The sequence below is a fragment of the Magnetococcales bacterium genome (assembly GCA_015232395.1).
Classification (GTDB): Bacteria; Pseudomonadota; Magnetococcia; order Magnetococcales; family JADFZT01; genus JADFZT01.
The window spans coordinates 1-16,442 of record JADFZT010000038.1; the positions used below are offsets into that span (position 1 = coordinate 1).

Annotated in this window: 16 protein-coding genes; 5 read left to right on the forward strand and 11 right to left on the reverse strand. The window is 56.5% G+C overall.

All coding sequences use genetic code 11. The annotated features are described in order from the left end of the window. Positions 1–280: 280 nt before the first annotated feature. From HQL52_11550 to coaBC, 8 genes are all read right to left on the reverse strand, one after another. Positions 281–694 (reverse strand): pilin, encoded by a 414-nt coding sequence (locus HQL52_11550; protein MBF0370079.1) that lies wholly within the window; start codon positions 692–694, stop codon positions 281–283. 187 nt (positions 695–881) lie between these two features. Continuing rightward, positions 882–1,316 (reverse strand): pilin, encoded by a 435-nt coding sequence (locus HQL52_11555; GenBank protein MBF0370080.1) that lies wholly within the window; start codon positions 1,314–1,316, stop codon positions 882–884. Between the two features lie 357 nt (positions 1,317–1,673). Then, positions 1,674–1,910: a sulfurtransferase TusA family protein gene (locus HQL52_11560; GenBank protein ID MBF0370081.1), complete on the reverse strand. Its 237-nt coding sequence runs from the start codon at positions 1,908–1,910 to the stop codon at positions 1,674–1,676. A gap of 98 nt (positions 1,911–2,008) precedes the next feature. Further along, the gene (gene cysK, locus HQL52_11565) at positions 2,009–2,947 is read right to left on the reverse strand and encodes a cysteine synthase A (protein ID MBF0370082.1); all 939 of its coding nucleotides are present in this window, start codon (positions 2,945–2,947) and stop codon (positions 2,009–2,011) included. A gap of 308 nt (positions 2,948–3,255) precedes the next feature. Continuing rightward, complete coding sequence (locus HQL52_11570; GenBank protein ID MBF0370083.1) at positions 3,256–3,900, reverse strand: HesA/MoeB/ThiF family protein; 645 nt, start codon at positions 3,898–3,900, stop codon at positions 3,256–3,258. Positions 3,901–3,944: 44 nt separating this feature from the next. Continuing rightward, positions 3,945–4,406, reverse strand: a complete 462-nt coding sequence (locus tag HQL52_11575; protein ID MBF0370084.1) for an Rrf2 family transcriptional regulator — start codon at positions 4,404–4,406, stop codon at positions 3,945–3,947. A gap of 235 nt (positions 4,407–4,641) precedes the next feature. Further along, on the reverse strand, positions 4,642–5,094 hold the full coding sequence (gene dut, locus HQL52_11580; protein MBF0370085.1) for a dUTP diphosphatase: 453 nt from the start codon (positions 5,092–5,094) through the stop codon (positions 4,642–4,644). A 195-nt stretch (positions 5,095–5,289) separates the two neighbouring features. Continuing rightward, positions 5,290–6,519, reverse strand: coding sequence for a bifunctional phosphopantothenoylcysteine decarboxylase/phosphopantothenate--cysteine ligase CoaBC (gene coaBC / locus HQL52_11585; GenBank protein ID MBF0370086.1), 1,230 nt, complete (start codon positions 6,517–6,519; stop codon positions 5,290–5,292). A gap of 187 nt (positions 6,520–6,706) precedes the next feature. Between coaBC and queF the strand changes: the two genes are divergently transcribed. Continuing rightward, positions 6,707–7,039 (forward strand): NADPH-dependent 7-cyano-7-deazaguanine reductase QueF, encoded by a 333-nt coding sequence (gene queF, locus HQL52_11590; protein MBF0370087.1) that lies wholly within the window; start codon positions 6,707–6,709, stop codon positions 7,037–7,039. A gap of 132 nt (positions 7,040–7,171) precedes the next feature. On the opposite strand, the gene HQL52_11595 is transcribed toward queF, so the two are convergent. Further along, a complete protein-coding gene (locus HQL52_11595; GenBank protein MBF0370088.1) occupies positions 7,172–7,483 on the reverse strand; it encodes a hypothetical protein in 312 nt (103 codons plus the stop codon). Between the two features lie 258 nt (positions 7,484–7,741). Here HQL52_11595 and gatC point away from each other — a divergent pair, with 258 nt between their 5' ends. The 4 genes from gatC (at position 7,742) to HQL52_11615 (ending at position 13,408) form a co-directional block, all read left to right on the forward strand. Beyond that, positions 7,742–8,029: an Asp-tRNA(Asn)/Glu-tRNA(Gln) amidotransferase subunit GatC gene (gene gatC, locus HQL52_11600; GenBank protein MBF0370089.1), complete on the forward strand. Its 288-nt coding sequence runs from the start codon at positions 7,742–7,744 to the stop codon at positions 8,027–8,029. 129 nt (positions 8,030–8,158) lie between these two features. Then, complete coding sequence (gatA, locus tag HQL52_11605; protein ID MBF0370090.1) at positions 8,159–9,628, forward strand: Asp-tRNA(Asn)/Glu-tRNA(Gln) amidotransferase subunit GatA; 1,470 nt, start codon at positions 8,159–8,161, stop codon at positions 9,626–9,628. Between the two features lie 91 nt (positions 9,629–9,719). Continuing rightward, positions 9,720–11,174, forward strand: a complete 1,455-nt coding sequence (gene gatB, locus HQL52_11610) for an Asp-tRNA(Asn)/Glu-tRNA(Gln) amidotransferase subunit GatB (protein ID MBF0370091.1) — start codon at positions 9,720–9,722, stop codon at positions 11,172–11,174. After that, on the forward strand, positions 11,174–13,408 hold the full coding sequence (locus HQL52_11615) for a hypothetical protein (GenBank protein MBF0370092.1): 2,235 nt from the start codon (positions 11,174–11,176) through the stop codon (positions 13,406–13,408). The genes gatB and HQL52_11615 overlap by 1 nt, the downstream gene beginning before the upstream one ends. Positions 13,409–13,663: 255 nt before the next feature. Here the strand turns inward: HQL52_11615 and HQL52_11620 are convergent, their stop codons facing one another. After that, the gene (locus HQL52_11620; GenBank protein ID MBF0370093.1) at positions 13,664–15,454 is read right to left on the reverse strand and encodes a WD40 repeat domain-containing protein; all 1,791 of its coding nucleotides are present in this window, start codon (positions 15,452–15,454) and stop codon (positions 13,664–13,666) included. Positions 15,455–15,762: 308 nt separating this feature from the next. Further along, positions 15,763–16,404, reverse strand: coding sequence for a 3'-5' exonuclease domain-containing protein 2 (locus tag HQL52_11625; GenBank protein ID MBF0370094.1), 642 nt, complete (start codon positions 16,402–16,404; stop codon positions 15,763–15,765). Positions 16,405–16,442: the final 38 nt, after the last annotated feature.

Here is a 16,442-nt window from a genome sequence, read left to right on the forward strand (position 1 = left end):
TCACAAGACTTTCTCCCGATTTGCCTGGTGGATCAAGAGGCTGGGGCATGTACGTACGCCCAACTGCCGGATTTAGGTTCAAGGGGGAAGCCACCAAGCCAAAAGATTTGGCAGATCCCCTGGTTACAACGCTGATTGCCGGAAAGGCCCAACAGGGGAATAGAAACCGAATAGACCGAAACAAAAACAGGGATGGAGAGCCCGCTGCCGCCTTCGCAAACCAACTGGCTGGGGAGTGGGACGTGCCTTCAAACGCAACCAACCGTGAAACAGCCGGGGATCAGCGGCAACTGGCTGGCAGATAGCGGTCTGACAGAGAACCGGAGCAGGTCCAGGTAACGCTGCCATCGTCGCTTTGGGGGGTCAGAGTGACAGTTTGCCCGGTCAAACGAGGAGAGCCGGTATAGTTGATGGTAATCGTGCCACTGGTACCCACATCGATGGAGGCGACATAGATGCCGGTGATGGAGGTGGAGGCAGGGAGTCCCGTTTCGCTGATACTATCAGGAAAGCGGCCCTGGAATTGGTGATATTCGGCAACGCTGTTTTTGGGATAGGAAGCCAACACGATGCCACCCCCCACTTTGGTACGCACCACATAATCCTGATAGGCCGGAATCCCCACAGCGGCCAAAATGCCGATGATGGCGATCACAATCATCAGCTCAATCAGAGTAAATCCGCGTTCTTTCATGGCCACCCCCCGGTTTATCCAGCTGGACAAAAAAAACACTTATACAAAGAATTGCGCGACAAAAAATTCCTGAATGAAATCAAAAAAATACGGACTTAACCTGAATAAAAACACGAAAATACCGGCTTAAAATGCAACGGACCCCATGTGTTGCCACATGGGGTCCGAGGTTCAGATCAACTGGGCATTAGCTGCGGCAGTTGTTAGGCAGATAGCGGTTGTCCAGGGAGCTGGCGCAAGACCAGGAGATGGAGCCGCCTTCGTTGGTGGGGGTCAGGGTGATGGTAGCCGAACCGATGTTGCTGTCGGTGGAGCTGAAGGTCACCGTGATCACACCAGCAGCGCCCACTGCGACGGTACCCACGTCTTGACCGGAGATCGAGGTGGAATCCGCGATACCGGCGGTGCTGTTGGTGGTGGGAAACGCACCGGAGCTGATGAAGGTTTCCGACACGGCAGCCTTGGCACCGGCGGAAAGATTCATGCCCTCACCGACTTTGGCGCGGACCACATAGTCCTGGTAGGCCGGGATGGCAACGGCAGCCAGGATACCGATGATGGCGATCACGATCATGAGTTCAATCAGAGTGAAGCCGCTTTCGTCTTTACGTTGCTGTTCCATGATGATACCCCTCCAAATGATGAAATGGTGCTCCGTTAGTGGAGCGTTTTGAGCCCATTCGATAGTGGCATAAACCTAAATCGCTGGAGCTCCTGCCTGTCTTTAACGTCTACTTCACCGGTACTGTTTGATCTCGTTTGATCTTTGCTGCTTCAGTACCGCTGTTGGGTAACTATTAAGCATTACCCGTACCAAGTCAAAACATGTTTTTCAAATAAGGGTATTAGCGCAGTGTTTTCAACAAGATACAATAAACCAAAAAAAGTCTTCCCCCTCATTCCAATGGAACTGTAACGGCGTATTACAGCCCCTCCTCCCTGTCATGTGACCAATCAGGGCAGCGGCTGACAATAATTGTCACTCCCCCCCTGCCGGAACCCGGGCCAAAAGCTGGAAAGCCTCCCCATCGGGCCAGGGACCGCTCACTTCGAATCCTTGATCCTTGAGGGAGCGGGGGACATTTTCCAGGGGCTCGCCCCCATTGAGGCGGATTTTCAGGCTCTCTCCAGGCCCCATCTGTTCCAGCTGAAGCTTGACCCGCACAAAGGTCATCGGGCAGGTCAGATTGGTGATATCGATGGATTGGTCGCGCATGCGCCCTTGCTTCCCCTTTGATTGACCCACAAACCGGGCACACACTCTCTCCCACCCCGGAGTTGACCCACGGAGTGATCAAAAAGAGGTCCATAAAATCAGGCTGAGGTCGGAAAATCGAAAAGCTCTGTGGAAAGATAGCGTTCAGCAAAGCTGGGTAGGATCATAACAAACCGTTTACCCCGGTAAGCCGGTTGCTCAGCCAACTCCAGAGAGGCCGCAACCACGGCACCGGATGAAATACCGCAGGGAATCCCCTCTTCCCGGGCACAACGACGAGCCGTCTCCATGGCCCGCTCATCCCCCACCGGCACCACCAGATCCACCAGACCCCGATCAAACACCTCGGGAACAAATCCCGCACCGATTCCTTGAATACGATGGGGGCCTGGCATACCACCGGAAAGCACGGGAGAGTTTTCCGGCTCCACCGCCACCACCTGAAAACCGGGAATGCGCTCTTTCAATACCTGGGCAATCCCGGTCAGGGAGCCGCCTGTGCCCACCCCGGCCACCAAAACATCCGCCTGGCCATCGGTGTCCTGCCAGATCTCTTCAGCGGTGGTTTGGGCATGGGCCAGAGGGTTGGCTGGATTGTCAAACTGATTGGGAATGAAGCCCTTTTTTTCCTTCTCCAGGAGTTCGTAGGCCTTATTGATGGAACCTCGCATCCCCTCCATGGCCGGCGTCAGGACCAGTTCAGCCCCCAATATCTGAAACATTTTACGCCGCTCTTCACTCATGGATTCCGGCATGGTCAAAATCAACCGATAGCCCCGAGCAGCACAAACAAAGGCCAGTGCAATGCCGGTATTGCCCGAGGTGGGTTCAATGATGACGGTATCCCGATCCACCTGTCCCGCTTTTTCAGCGGCTTCGATCATGGCAAGCCCAATGCGGTCTTTGATCGAAGCCAGAGGATTCATAAATTCCAGCTTGGCCAAAAGTTCCGCATCCAGGTGTGTTGCCATGCGATTCAACCGAACCAGGGGAGTTCCCCCGATAGCTTCGGTGATGTCTTTGAGAATGCGCCCCATGTCCTGAATTCCTCCCAATTGTCATCCTCATGCACGCCGGTCCCGGGGCCAGGCCGTCAGATCGACCCAAGGCCCTCCACCACCCATCTGAACCGGCTTTTTTTCGGAAACTGCAGCCAAAGCCGTCTCCGAGCAATCGCCCCCATGGGTTACGGATTTCCCCCAACAGGATTCCCGCAAACCCCCCTTTTTTACGACAACAACATTCAACACCTGTTCAATTTTTTTCCTGCACACCGATTTGATCTGCCGACGACTTTTGTCTGATCATCACTCTGGGGCCTGTTCAATCCCCTTCTCTTACGTTGTCAGCTGCAAGCCGGGCAACGGGGATGCTTACGAAAGGGTACCTCCCGACGTATGCCCCGCAAACCATCGATGGTCAACAAGCGACCCAGGAGCGGTTTTCCTTCACCCCTCAGGAGTTTGACTGCTTCCATCGCCATCAGCCAACCCAGTTCACCAGCCATGGGGCCCAAAACCCCCTCATCCACACAGCTGCCCCCGGCGACCGGTGGGGGAGCTCCAAACAGGCAACGCAGACAGGGTGAAGATCCTGGCACCACACTCATCACCTGCCCCTGAAATCGCACCACCGCCCCATGGACCAAAGGGCGGTTGAGAGCCAGGGCGGCGTCGTTGGCGGCAAAACGGGTGGCAAAATTATCTGAGCCATCGATGATGACCCGATACCCTTCAGCCACCTCTGAAATACCGGCCACCCCCTCCAGACGTATGGGATGGGTGCGGATGGTGAGCCCCGGTTGCCGCTGGCTGAGGTGATGCTGACTTTGGGCTACCTTGGATAGACCGATATCGGCTTTTTGGTAGAGCACCTGGCGCTGAAGGTTGGAGAGAGCCACCGTATCGGCATCGGCCAGCCCCAAACGCTCCACACCCGCTGCGGCAAGAGCCAGGGCAGCTGCACTCCCCAAACCTCCGGCTCCGATCAAAAGAACATCCATTTTCAGCCGCCGGGATGATCGTCAAACCCGCTTCAAATGGAGTAGGTGATACGGTTGTAGACCTCGCTGGGCACCCCGCTGCGAAAGGCCCGGGTGGTCAACTCCTCGACACTCACCCCATCCATCATCACCAAAATCTGGGATTGAAACTCCGCCCACAGGGGGCGGATGACCCGTTTGCCGATGGGGCCTGTGGCCATGTCGTCCGGCAGCCCCGATTCTCCCTCTTCCCCCACCTCCATGACCACCCGGGCAATATCCCCGACACTGATTTTGGAACGCTCCCGGCCCAAAAGATAGCCTCCTCTAGGCCCCCGAATTCCCTTGAGAATTCCCGCTTTGACCAAGCGTTGCATCACCTGCTCCAGATAGCGCTGCGGCACCCCCTGACGACTGGTTACCTCACGAAATTGTACCGGCTCCCCACCGGAATTGTAGGCAATGTCCACCACCGCCTCGATGGCATACAATAATTTTTTCGAAAACTTGAGCACGCCACAGATCCCCTTTAGCTGACAAGCGTTTACAGTTTGTGGGGCCAACCCCCTCCCCAACCCTGTTTTAGTTATCGTCTCTCTATTTTTAATCGTGCACCAAGAGCTTCCCCCCGGCATTTCTTCGGGCAGCCCCCCAAAGCCCCACCCATGTTCTTCAAAAAGCCTCGCCCTTGTTCTTCAATCGGCAAAAAAAGTCTCCTCCCGACCTTGATTTATCTGCTCAGATCCACCTTTACCGACCCGTGTGACCAAACCCCCCGGTGTTGCGTTCACTCTCTTGTAGCTGCTCAGTCAACTGCCACTGGGCCTGGACAACCGGAGCGATGATCAATTGGGCAATACGCTCCCCCCGGGTAATTTCAAAGGGGGCGTCGCCGGTATTGATCAGCACCACCCCCACTTCCCCCCGATAATCCGAATCCACCGTGCCTGGCGCATTGAGAACCGTTACCCCATGACGCAGGGCCAAACCGGAACGGGGCCGCACCTGGGCTTCGTAGCCTGTCGGCAGGGCCATGGTGAGACCGGTAGGCACCAAAGCCCGTTTTCCCGGCATCAGAGTCACAGGCTCAGCCACCGCCGCTGGCAGGTCCATCCCTGCCGCCCCCGGTGTCACATAACGGGGTAGAGGCAGCCCAACACCATGGGCCAGCACTACCAAAGGAACGACGACCGTTTTTTCCATCCAACCCGCTCTCCCATCCCCTGAACGGTCCAGCTTGAAGACCAAACAAACCGACCCGCCTGCCCCAGCCACAATCCAGCCTCGTTTCAAGCCACGATCCGGATCATTTTCAAAATCCGATCTACTTTGACAAACCATGTAAAATTTATTTAACCAAAATTGTGTGTAGCTTAACCGAAACAATCAAAGCCTGCTTCAAAACAGCTCAGCCAGAGCCTGAATCAGCCGGGTGCCCACCAAATCCTTGGAGAGCAGAGGCCAGGGCTCCTCAGGGGCGTTGGGACGCAACAGCGTCACTCGGTTGGTATCAGTGTTGAATCCGCTACCTTCTTCCAGCACATCGTTAACCACCAGCAAATCACACCCCTTGCGCGCGAGCTTTTCCCGTCCCCGCTCCAGGGAATTTCCTGTTTCAGCCGCAAAACCGATGAGGGGTTTGCGAAGCGTTCCAGGCTCTGCCTGCCGCCGATGGGCTTCCTGTTTGACCAGGGTGGCCAGGATATCCGGGTTGGGCACCATCTCAACGGTTATTCCGTTGCTTTTCTTGCCCTTTTTTATTTTTTCCTCCAGAATTTCCACGGGCCTGAAATCAGCCACGGCTGCGGTCAACACCCCCCCATCACACCCGGGCCAAACCTCTTCCACCACTCCCAGCATCTCTCTGGCTGAAATCACCGGTATGGCCTCTACCCCTGACGGCGGCGAAAGCTCAACGGGTCCATGGACCAGGGTCACCCGAGCCCCGGCATCCAGAGCGGCCCGACACACCCCCCACCCCATCCGGCCACTGGAGTGATTGGAAAGATAGCGCACCGGATCCCACCCTTCCCGGGTAGGCCCTGCTGTAATCAAAATCCGTTTGCCCGCCAACAGTTTCGGCGTCAGCACCCCCCGGGCAGCAGCCAGGATCTGTTCCACTGGTGCCAAGCGCCCCTCCCCCTCCACCCCACAAGCCAGGGTACCCTGCTCCGGCCCGACAAAATGGACCCCATCTTCCGTCAGGGTCCGGATATTACGTCGGGTAGCGGGATGGTGCCACATCACCGGGTTCATGGCGGGTGCTGCCAGGATGGGGCCCTCCCGAGCCAGCAACATCGCCGTCAGCAGATCATCGCTGCGCCCCCCCGCCATCCGCGCCAAAAGATCTGCCGTGGCCGGAGCCAGGACAATCAGATCCGCTTCCTGGGGCAGGCGGATATGTTCCATCCCGGATCCCGGGTTGAGATGGAAAAGATCGTCATACACCTGGCCATCCGTCAGCGCTTCCAGGGTGAGTCGGGTAATAAAACGCAACGCCCCGGCGGTAGCCACCACCGACACCTGCCCCCCCTCTTCCCGGAATCGGCGTATCAGGTCGAGGGATTTATAGGCTGCTATCCCGCCACTGATACCGATGACCACTTTTTTCTCTGTCCAATAACGCAACTTTCATACCCCGTCCAAAATATGGGTAGAATTTTTATTATCCACCATTATCGGTGTAAGTCAATTCCTCCTCCAAAAAAAATCACCCAAACAAATCGCAGAATTGACAAATATCGGATAATCACCCTAAATTCCCCCCACGCAGAAAACTCTCACCAACCCCTGACGGCCAAAAACAGACCCAACCATGCTGGAAACCTTTGCCAACCCCCACCCGGAGCGGGACTACCGGGTAGAGATGACCTGTCCCGAATTTACCTGCCTTTGCCCCAAAACCGGGCAGCCGGATTTTGCTGAAATCCGCATCTCCTACATTCCGGATCAGCTCTGTGTGGAGTTGAAATCCCTCAAACTCTACCTATGGCATTTTCGGGAAGAGGGGGCGTTTCATGAAGCGGTGATCAATCGAATTCTGGACGATCTGGTGGGGGCGGTCTCACCCCGCTCCATGACCGTGGTGGGAGATTTTAACGTACGTGGCGGTATCCGCACGGTGGTGACGGCACAACACCCCAACTGAGGGCAACAGGAATGTTTTGGCAAAGTTCAGCCAGGGGGGGCAAGAGAGATCGGTGGAAATCCAAGACAGCTGCCAAAATCATTCTCAGATTGCAGCAACCCGATAAAAGCCGCCCCCCCTCTATGGCTCGAATCAATCATCCATCCTGCCACCGACGAAGACCGGTTCACCCATTTCGGTAAAATCAAAGTTGGCAAAAACGTGATGACCAGCCAGATCCACCATGCGGATGTCATCCTCCCCCTGCAAACGGCTGACAGCCCCCTCATACCGCTCCCCATAGCGGGCCTGGACCACCTCGGCTGACACCTCAAAGGCGATAAATTTGCGGATGCCCTTGTTGGCCAGTCGATCCCTCGCCGCCTCGGACTGCATACCGTCAGAGAGTCGGGTAACCACCAGAATGGGACCGGTACCGCTGAAAATCATATAGCCTCTGACCATGACCGTTCTCCCTGTAAGATAGAAAGTCTGCTCGCGTAAATCGGAAAAAAATGGTTCTCCCAGGGAACGGCCTACCGAACAGAACAGTCTCACCCCCCAAAACCGGAAGAGTTGCCAGGAGAGGGCTTCGTAAGAGAGGAAAACCCTGAAAATATGATCTGCCAAGCCCTGGCTATCGGTTGCTGCCCTGGATCACCCCATGTTACGCTTATGGGTTTAAATTTCAATCCCATTTTTGCCTCGAGGAAACCCCGCCAAATGGCCATTGAGCCGGATGTCGTCAAAAAAGTCGCAACCCTTGCCCGCCTGGATATTTCAGAGCAGGAAGTGGCCACCTACACCGGGCAGCTTTCGAATATTTTGGGGCTGATGGAGCAACTCAACAGCCTGGACACGGATAAGGTGCCACCCATGTCCCACGCTGTGGAAATGCGCATTCCCGAACGGGCCGATCAAGTGGTCAATGGGGACCAGAGAGAGGCCATGCTCGCCAATGCACCGGAAGCGGACAGCGGCCATTTCCGGGTACCCAAAATCATCGAATAGCCAAAACAGCCCTATCCGGATCCCTGAACCACTCCAGCTGAATTCCTGAACCACTTCGGGATCTCTCTGGGATCAAGTGTAACAGCCTCACCCGCCAACAGATAACGGAACAATACGGAAGACCGCCCCGTGGAACTTAGCTCTTTGACCCTGACCCAGGCTGCCCAGCTTCTTCAAAAGCGTGAAATTTCCGCTTTGGAGCTGACCCAAAACCATCTGGAGCGCATCGCCCGCCTGGAATCCCAAATCAACGCCTATGTCACGGTGGATACCCAAGGGGCCCTGGCTGCGGCCAAGGCTGCCGATGAGCGATTGCAAAGGGGAGATGCCACCCCCCTGACCGGCATTCCCATCGCCCACAAGGATCTTTTCATCACTCAAGATCTGGCCACCACCTGCTCCTCCCGCATGCTGGCAGAATTCAAGCCCCCCTACGATGCCACGGTGACCCGACGCATCAAGGAGGCCGGTGGCGTTATTTTGGGCAAAACCAACATGGACGAGTTCGCCATGGGCTCCTCCACCGAGAGTTCCTACTTTGGCCCCACCCACAATCCCTGGGATCTGGAGCGCATTCCCGGGGGCTCTTCCGGGGGATCAGCCGCAGCGGTGGCCGCCGATTTTTGTGTGGCCGCAACCGGCACCGATACCGGTGGATCCATCCGGCAACCAGCGGCTTTAACAGGCATTACGGGACTCAAGCCCACCTATGGCCGGGTCTCCCGGTTTGGCATGGTGGCCTTTGCCTCCTCCCTGGATCAAGCTGGCCCCATGACCAAAAGTGCCGCCGACGCCGCCCTGCTCCTCCAGGCCATCGCCGGTCACGATCCCCTGGACGCCACCTCCATCGACACCCCGGTGCCCGATTATGCCAGTCTGATCGAAGGGGATATTCGGGGCAAACGCCTGGGCATTCCCGCAGAATATTTCGGTGACGGCTTGGAGCCGGATGTCCGCAAGGCCGTGGAAGAGGCGATTGAGGTGTTTCGCGGGCTGGGGGTTGAAACCATCCCCATTGAGCTGCCCCACACCCAACACGCCATCCCCACCTATTATATCATTGCCCCGGCGGAAGCCTCTTCCAACCTGGCCCGCTACGATGGTGTTCGCTACGGCCACCGCTGCGACGACCCCAAGGATCTCAGGGATCTCTATTTCCGAACCCGGGCCGAAGGGTTTGGTGAGGAGGTCAAACGGCGCATCATGCTGGGTACCTATGTGCTCTCATCGGGCTACTATGACGCCTACTACCGCAAAGCCCAACGGGTGCGCCGCCTGATCGCCGGGGATTTTACCGCTGCCTTCAAAAAAGTGGACTGGATCCTCACCCCCACCACCCCGGGAACAGCTTTCAAGCTGGGGGAAAAAACCCAGGATCCCGTGCAGATGTATCTGTCGGATATTTTTACCATCAACGTCAATCTGGCGGGATTGCCGGGACTTTCCATCCCCTGCGGCCTGGATCGGCAAGGTCTGCCCATCGGGGTGCAGCTGATCGGCCAGGTTTTGGACGAAGGGGGGCTTCTGACAGCGGCCCACGCCTTCCAAAAAGCCACCGATTTTCACCTGAAACGTCCAACCCCTCTGAGCGCCCCATGAGCACGCTTCCAAAAGCATCCCATGAACGCGCCTCAACATTGACAGGTGGTTGCACGATGAACGATTCCCAACAAAAAATGGTCCCTGGACGATGATTGATTCCCGATATGAGATGGTCATTGGACTGGAAGTCCACGTCCAAATGCAGACCCGTTCGAAAATTTTTTGCGGCTGCTCCACCCAGTTCGGCCAAGGGGCCAACACCCAGATCTGCCCGGTCTGCTCGGGCTTTCCCGGAGTGCTGCCGGTGCTCAACCAGGAAGCCGTGCAGATGGCCATCAAGACCGGCATCGCCATCCACGGCCAAGTGCGCCCGGTGAGCGAATTTTCCCGGAAAAACTATTTTTATCCGGATCTGCCCGCAGGCTATCAAATCACCCAGTTTGAGCTGCCCATCGTCGAACATGGCCACCTGGATCTACACACCGAATCCCGGGGCGCCAAACGGATCGGCATCACCCGCATCCATATGGAAGTGGATGCGGGAAAATCCCTCCATGAAGGCATCGTCGGCGGCTCCTGGGTGGATCTCAACCGTACCGGCACGCCACTCATGGAGATCGTCTCCGAGCCGGACATGCGCTCTTCGGCAGAGGCGGGGGAATATCTGAAAAAGCTTCGGGCCATCGTCCGTTATCTGGGGGTGAGCGACGGCAATATGGAGCAGGGCTCCTTCCGCTGTGATGCCAACGTTTCCGTCCGCCTGAAGGGGGCGGAAAAGTTTGGCACCCGCTGTGAGCTTAAAAACATGAACTCCATCCGCAACGTCATGCGGGCTATCGAATATGAAGCCGAACGCCACATCGATGTCATTGAATCCGGCGGCCACATCGTTCAGCAAACCCGGCTCTGGGACGCCAACGCCAACCTCAGCCGCCCCATGCGAGGCAAGGAAGAGGCTCACGACTATCGCTATTTTCCCGAACCGGATCTGCCCCCCCTGCACCTGACCGAAGAGCGCATCGAGACCATTGCCAGCTCGATGCCAGAGCTTCCAGAGACCAAAAAAGAGCGCTTTATCGAGGAGTATGCCCTCTCCGACTATGACGCCGAGGTACTCACCAACAGCCTGGAGCTGGCGGATTATTTTGAAGCTGTGGCCAGGACTGTGGCGGAAAAAGGCCAGGCCGACCCCAAGGCCGCCGCCAACTGGGTTACGGTGGAACTATTGGGAGTGCTGAACAAAGAGGGCCTGGAGATCACCCAATCTCCGGTGCCAGCTGCGCATCTGGGCAAGCTCATCTATCTCATCCAAAACAACACCATCTCCGGCAAGATCGCCAAACAGGTGTTTGCCACCCTGTTCGAAACCGGCAAGGATCCCGAAATCATCGTCTCAGAAAAGGGGCTCAAACAGGTCACCGACTCCTCAGCCATTGAAGAGGAGGTGGAAAAGGTGCTGGCAGCCAACGCCAAAGAGGTGGAGCTATATCGGGGGGGCAAGACCAAGCTCATCGGCTTTTTCGTAGGCCAGGTGATGAAGGCCACCCGGGGCAAGGCCAACCCCGGCTTGGTGAATTCAATCCTCAGGCAGAAGCTTGGCTGATGGCTACCCGCCCCAGGGCTACGATGGCTGCCGGCTTGTTGCTGGCAGCGCTGATTGGTGGTTTTCTCTATGTCGCGAGAACTGTGGATCTCTCGGAACATCGCGGGCGGATCATCCAGATTTTGGAGGCGGTGACCAGCCATAAGATCTCTCTAAAATCGGTCCAGTGGGCTCCGACGGGGGGGCTTACCACTCTGGAGCTGACTGAATTTGAAGTCCACGCCCTGGATCCTTCAGAACCGCCGGTTTTGCAGGTAAATCAAGCTTTTCTCGGCATCAGCCCCACCACCTTTTTCCACAAAAAACTAAAAATCTCCTCCATCACCCTGGTGGCGCCCCAAATCAATATCGTCAAACGGGGGGGAACCAAGCTCATCAAACGGGCCCAGGAAACAGCAGAACTGAGCAATCTCAAGATGAACCGGGAGCTTGGCTTGGGATTGACCGATCTGGCTGTGGGTGGGGTGACCATCCGGGACGGCATCCTGACCATTATCGACTGGGAGCACCCCGACGGTCAGACCCTCATTTTTGATCACCTGACCATGCGGGTTCACGATCTTTCTCCCCACGGGGCCTCCCCCCTCACCGCCTCGGCCCGTTTTCAATCGGTTCCCTTTACGGTCAACGGCCAGGTCGGCCCGCTGCCCAAATCACTGGATCCCAAGGAAATGCCGGTGATGTTGAGCCTGGAGGCCAAATCCCTGGGGCTTTCCCATCTTTCCGACACCATCCCGAATATCCCCATGGACCCCCGGGCGGCCCGGAGCTATTTTTCAACGATGTTTCACGGCTCCCTGACGGAGGGATTGCAAACCAGCTCCTGGCTGGAGCTGGACCGCTTGGTTTTAACGCCGTCAGAAATCCCACCCGATCAGGCGCACTCCAACGAACCGATCCCCTTGGATATCGCGGTGCGGCAAAAATCGCTCCTGAAGTTGAAGGATGCGGTGCCGACCCTGGAGATCCAGGAGCTGTTTGTCTATCTGGATGGATCCCCCCTCCTGGACGTCAAGGGACAGATGGGTTGGGATCAGACCCGGCAGCTCGATCTGACCCTGGTCACCTTGGATTCGGTGGGCTTTGACCGTTTTCCCCTGCCCTACAGCTTTCCCCTTTCGGGCAACAGCCCGGACGGCATGGCCCACATCAAGGGGGAGTGGCCCCAGAGTGTGGTAGTGGATGCCAACCTGGATTTGACCCGCCCGGCCATCGCCTGGCCCGTCTCAGCCACCGGCCCCTCCCCGATCCAAAAGAAAGCCGGAATTCCCCTTTCAGCCCAAGCCAAATTCGGCATTTCCCATGGCAGCATCACCCTTTACGAAACCGCCTTCACCCGCCCCAGCGTTCCTGACAACCGTCTTGAATTGGCGGGTCCGCTCTGGCCTGTGGCCAATTTTGACGCCAGCGGCAAATGGGATCTGGCGCTCTTGGCCGACTATTTCCCCGTCGCCATCCCCTGGGATGTGGAGGGCTTGACCCAGGTGGCGGTGCGCATCGAAGGAGGACAGGGGCAGCCCCTCTTGGCTTCAGGAAAATTAACAGCCAAACGCCATCGTTTTGGTCCCCTCACCCTGCAACAGGTCACTCTCCCCTTCAGACTGGAAAAGGATCGCCTGCACCTGCGGCAGGTCCAGGCTGAAATGGGTGGCGGATTGCTGGAAGCAACCATCGTGGTGGATCAACTGGAAAGCGACCCGGTTTACAACGCCCTTGTCGCTCTCTCGGGCACCTCTCTGGAACGCTTGGCACTCTTCCCCTTCCAGGATCGTTTTAAATTGGAGGGGCTGCTCTTTGGTCAGGGCAGCGTGATGGGGGCATTGGACCGGGAGCTGATTCCAACACGACCTTTTTCCGGTCAGGCCAGCCTCAGGCTGGAGCCGGGTCGAGCGGAAGGATTGGATGGAGCGGTCTTTTTGAGCCCCATATTGGATGGCACTTCTCTGTCATCAAAGAAAAAAAGCTTTTTCTGGAATCGTTTAGAGACCGATCTGATATTTCAAAACGATCACCTCACCTTCCAGGATCTCACCATCGATGCCGGTGGGTTACATATTCGGGGTGAGGGGGGCAAACGCGAGGCAGACAAAAAGAAAAAAAATGATCAGGACCACTACTGGTTTCAGCTGATGGTAGAGCCGGAATGGCTGGCCACCCCCCCTTCCCCCATCGAAGTGGAAGGCCCCCTGGAAAAACTCATCATGCGCACCATCGCTGTCTCTCCCGAACCCTGAGTTATTTCTCCCCTCTTCCCCTGTTTATAGTCAATCCAAACCAAAATCGGACAGAATCCTCCAAGAGCCAAAGACAAGGCCAAGACCTTGAGGGCTCCGCCCTCAAACTCCTCGGGGGGGAAAAGACAAGGTCAACGGCCTAAAACCTTGGGCTCTGCCCAAACCCGCCAAAGGGTCCAGACCCTTTGGAATCCCGACAAAATCACGTTGTGATTTTGTCATGTGTCTGATTTTGGTTTGGTATGTCTATATTTTTCAACGAAGAAGTTTTTTAATCACATCCGGGCGGTTGTAGGTTTTGCCAAAGCTTGAGGAGGGGTGAAAATAGGCGGCTCTCCCCCGGCCCCGATTGACATGCCAGCCGATCAGCTCCTCAGCCCCGGGGGAGGCGGCGAAATATTTTTGGGGAGTCCAAACCACCCAGCGTTTTTTATCGTAGTGGGGGAAAAAAGCCAGCAGCTCCTTTTGATGACCGATCCGAAACCAACGGATGGTGCCATCCCCAAAAGCCGCTACCGCCAGCTTGCCATCTTGGCTGAGGTTGACCCCCCAGGTGGGGCCAGGGGCGGCATATTTCCACATTTCCCGGCCATTGCGGGCATATAGACGCAGGTAAAAAGAGCTGCCCAGCAGAAAAAAGCGGCCATTGGGAGCGATGGCAACAGAGTGCACCACCTCGTTGCGCTTCAACTCCAACTCCCGACCATTGACGTGAACCACCTTGCCCTTATCCAGCCCCTTGATCTCAACCTTCGGATGTTGGGTCAAAGGCGCCAGCCAGCCCTTCTGGCCCTTGGCTTGGTTCTTCTGATTTCCAGACAACCCGCTGGCCTTTGTCTCGCCCCCACCCCCGCCCTTGCCCTGTTGCAGCTGAAGATGGCGTACCGAAAAATGGGCCGGGCTCCCACCCCCCGGGTCATAGCCAAACTGAACCTGGGTCGCATCAGGAGAGATCAGCAAACGCTGACCGATTCTCTGAAAAGCCGCCGTCGCCCGGCCATTATGGAAAACAGGAAACCCTTGGGCATCAAGAAGCCCCACCGCCGGATCAGCCGAAGCGTAGGCCACCCTACCGTTGGGCAGAGCCAAAATGTGGGTGATGGTGGACTTGGAAGCTGGAAAGTCCACGAAGGCCCCCACCCCCCGCTCACTCCAACGCCGCACCGCTCGCATTCCCTTGGACCAGTGGCTCCCCGCCGCCAAAATGGAACGGCCATCCCGGGACCACGCCACCGCCCGCAGGTTTCGGGTGACCCCCGTGGTGTCCGGCACCTGTAAGGCCTTCAAATCCTTACCGGAAAAAACCATTATTCGGGCCAAATTGCGAAACCCCACCAAAATCCGCCGACCATCCGGAGAAAACTGGGCTGAATAGGGCTTGCCCTTGCCCAAATCTTTTTTGGCACTCAGGCGATAGCTCGCATCATAGAGGCGTAGAAAACCATCCTCACTGGCGGTCACCAGGCGGCCCGAAGGATCAAAATCGACCCAGTTGACATAATCCCCATAGCTCTTGTCCCGAGCCAGCAAGGCCCCATCCGCTGCCCGATAAACCCGAAGCTCACTCTCCTTGGCTGTCACCGCTGCCAGATAGTTGCCACTCCTGGAAAAAGCCAGATGGCTCACCACCCCCGGCAGATTGGGAATGCGCCGGGTGATCTCACCGCTTTTAAAATCAAACAGATAAATGGATATTTTTTGTTCCCACGCCCAACCGGTCAACCCTCCCACAGCCACCTTTGCGCCATCCGGGGAGACCGCCACCGCAAAGAGCTTGCCCTCCGCCCCCTGACCGATAGGCACCCGCAACACCTTGAGCAGCCGTCCATCCCTGAGAGACCAAATCCGCAGGGTTTTATCCCCCCCCACCGAGGCCAGATAACGCCCGCGATAATCGGTGGCGATGCGCCAGACAATACCCGCATGCATCTCCCCTTCAATGCGGGGCATGGGCGATTTGGCCACCTGGCCATACTCTCCCCAAGCCGCTTGGAAAGGGAGCAGGCAGAGCAGAGCAAAGGCCAAAAACCGGAATCCGCGAGGCATATCGACCTGGCTGATAAAAAAACGGGGTTGGATTATAGAAAGGATTTTTCTGGAAAATGGTGCCATGGACCGACTCCGGATGGTTGCCATGGTAGGCCTGACAAAAGGCCCGGGGGGAGTGGCTGACGGCTACCTGCCATCTTTTCAGAACCACCCTGTTTCAGCCCCTTGCAGCCTCATTATTCATCAGGCTGACCGAGCTTCCACAAGCGGGCTCATTTTTTTTTCAATCATCCCATCAGCCCAGTCATAGACAGAGCCAGGGAGATAAAAAAAGCCGAAAACAAACCAGCCTTCCAAGACACAAATCAGGAAGGGTGGGACTTTTGGGCGTCGGCGTTTTCAGGTGCTTCATTAAAAAATCCGAGCTTATGCATCAGGAGATAGATTTCCCGACTGATCCAGGCATCGGTTGCGGCATAGGTGATCTGGTAATCCTTGAGATCCCAACGTGCCCAGTTGGAACATTGGGCTCTTTTGGAGATGCGAATGCTGAAAAAGCGGGCAGCCATATTGCGCAGGCCGGTTTTATTCAGTCCCCGCTCCCGGGCCGTCTCACCGATATCCACAAAAGCGCTGTGTTCAAACGCAAAAACATCTTGCAGATCCCGGGTATCCCCATCCAACCCCACCCCTACCTTGAGTATTTCAGAGGACTCGAAAAGCTGAATCAGCTGACTGTAATCCTTCATTCGGTTCAGCTGAAACAGATAGACCGCCTCAGAGGTGGCCAACTGTATGAGGGAAGGCTTATGGGTGACCCCTTTTTTAAAAACCGGTTTGGTCTCGGTATCAAATCCCAGGACTTTTTCCCGCCACAAGGCAGGCGCCACCGCAGCCATCTGCTCCGATGACTGCACCAAATGCACCGCCCCTTCCCATCGCCTGACCGGCAGCCGATTGATCTCTTCTTTGGAAATATCGCAGGCAAATTTCGGTGGCAGGCCCATTTCGGCCATAACAGTCCCCTTCTTGGGACTTACGGGTT

Coding starts and splice junctions, on each gene's coding strand:
- dut (MBF0370085.1), bottom strand. CDS start 5,094: ATGGAAAAAACGGTCGTCGTTCCTTTGGTAGTGCTGGCCCATGGTGTT.
- HQL52_11560 (MBF0370081.1), bottom strand. CDS start 1,910: ATGCGCGACCAATCCATCGATATCACCAATCTGACCTGCCCGATGACC.
- HQL52_11615 (MBF0370092.1), top strand. CDS start 11,174: ATGGCTACCCGCCCCAGGGCTACGATGGCTGCCGGCTTGTTGCTGGCA.
- HQL52_11620 (MBF0370093.1), bottom strand. CDS start 15,454: ATGCCTCGCGGATTCCGGTTTTTGGCCTTTGCTCTGCTCTGCCTGCTC.
- HQL52_11625 (MBF0370094.1), bottom strand. CDS start 16,404: ATGGGCCTGCCACCGAAATTTGCCTGCGATATTTCCAAAGAAGAGATC.
- gatB (MBF0370091.1), top strand. CDS start 9,720: ATGATTGATTCCCGATATGAGATGGTCATTGGACTGGAAGTCCACGTC.
- queF (MBF0370087.1), top strand. CDS start 6,707: ATGCTGGAAACCTTTGCCAACCCCCACCCGGAGCGGGACTACCGGGTA.
- HQL52_11550 (MBF0370079.1), bottom strand. CDS start 694: ATGAAAGAACGCGGATTTACTCTGATTGAGCTGATGATTGTGATCGCC.
- HQL52_11595 (MBF0370088.1), bottom strand. CDS start 7,483: ATGGTCAGAGGCTATATGATTTTCAGCGGTACCGGTCCCATTCTGGTG.
- gatC (MBF0370089.1), top strand. CDS start 7,742: ATGGCCATTGAGCCGGATGTCGTCAAAAAAGTCGCAACCCTTGCCCGC.
- cysK (MBF0370082.1), bottom strand. CDS start 2,947: ATGGGGCGCATTCTCAAAGACATCACCGAAGCTATCGGGGGAACTCCC.
- HQL52_11555 (MBF0370080.1), bottom strand. CDS start 1,316: ATGGAACAGCAACGTAAAGACGAAAGCGGCTTCACTCTGATTGAACTC.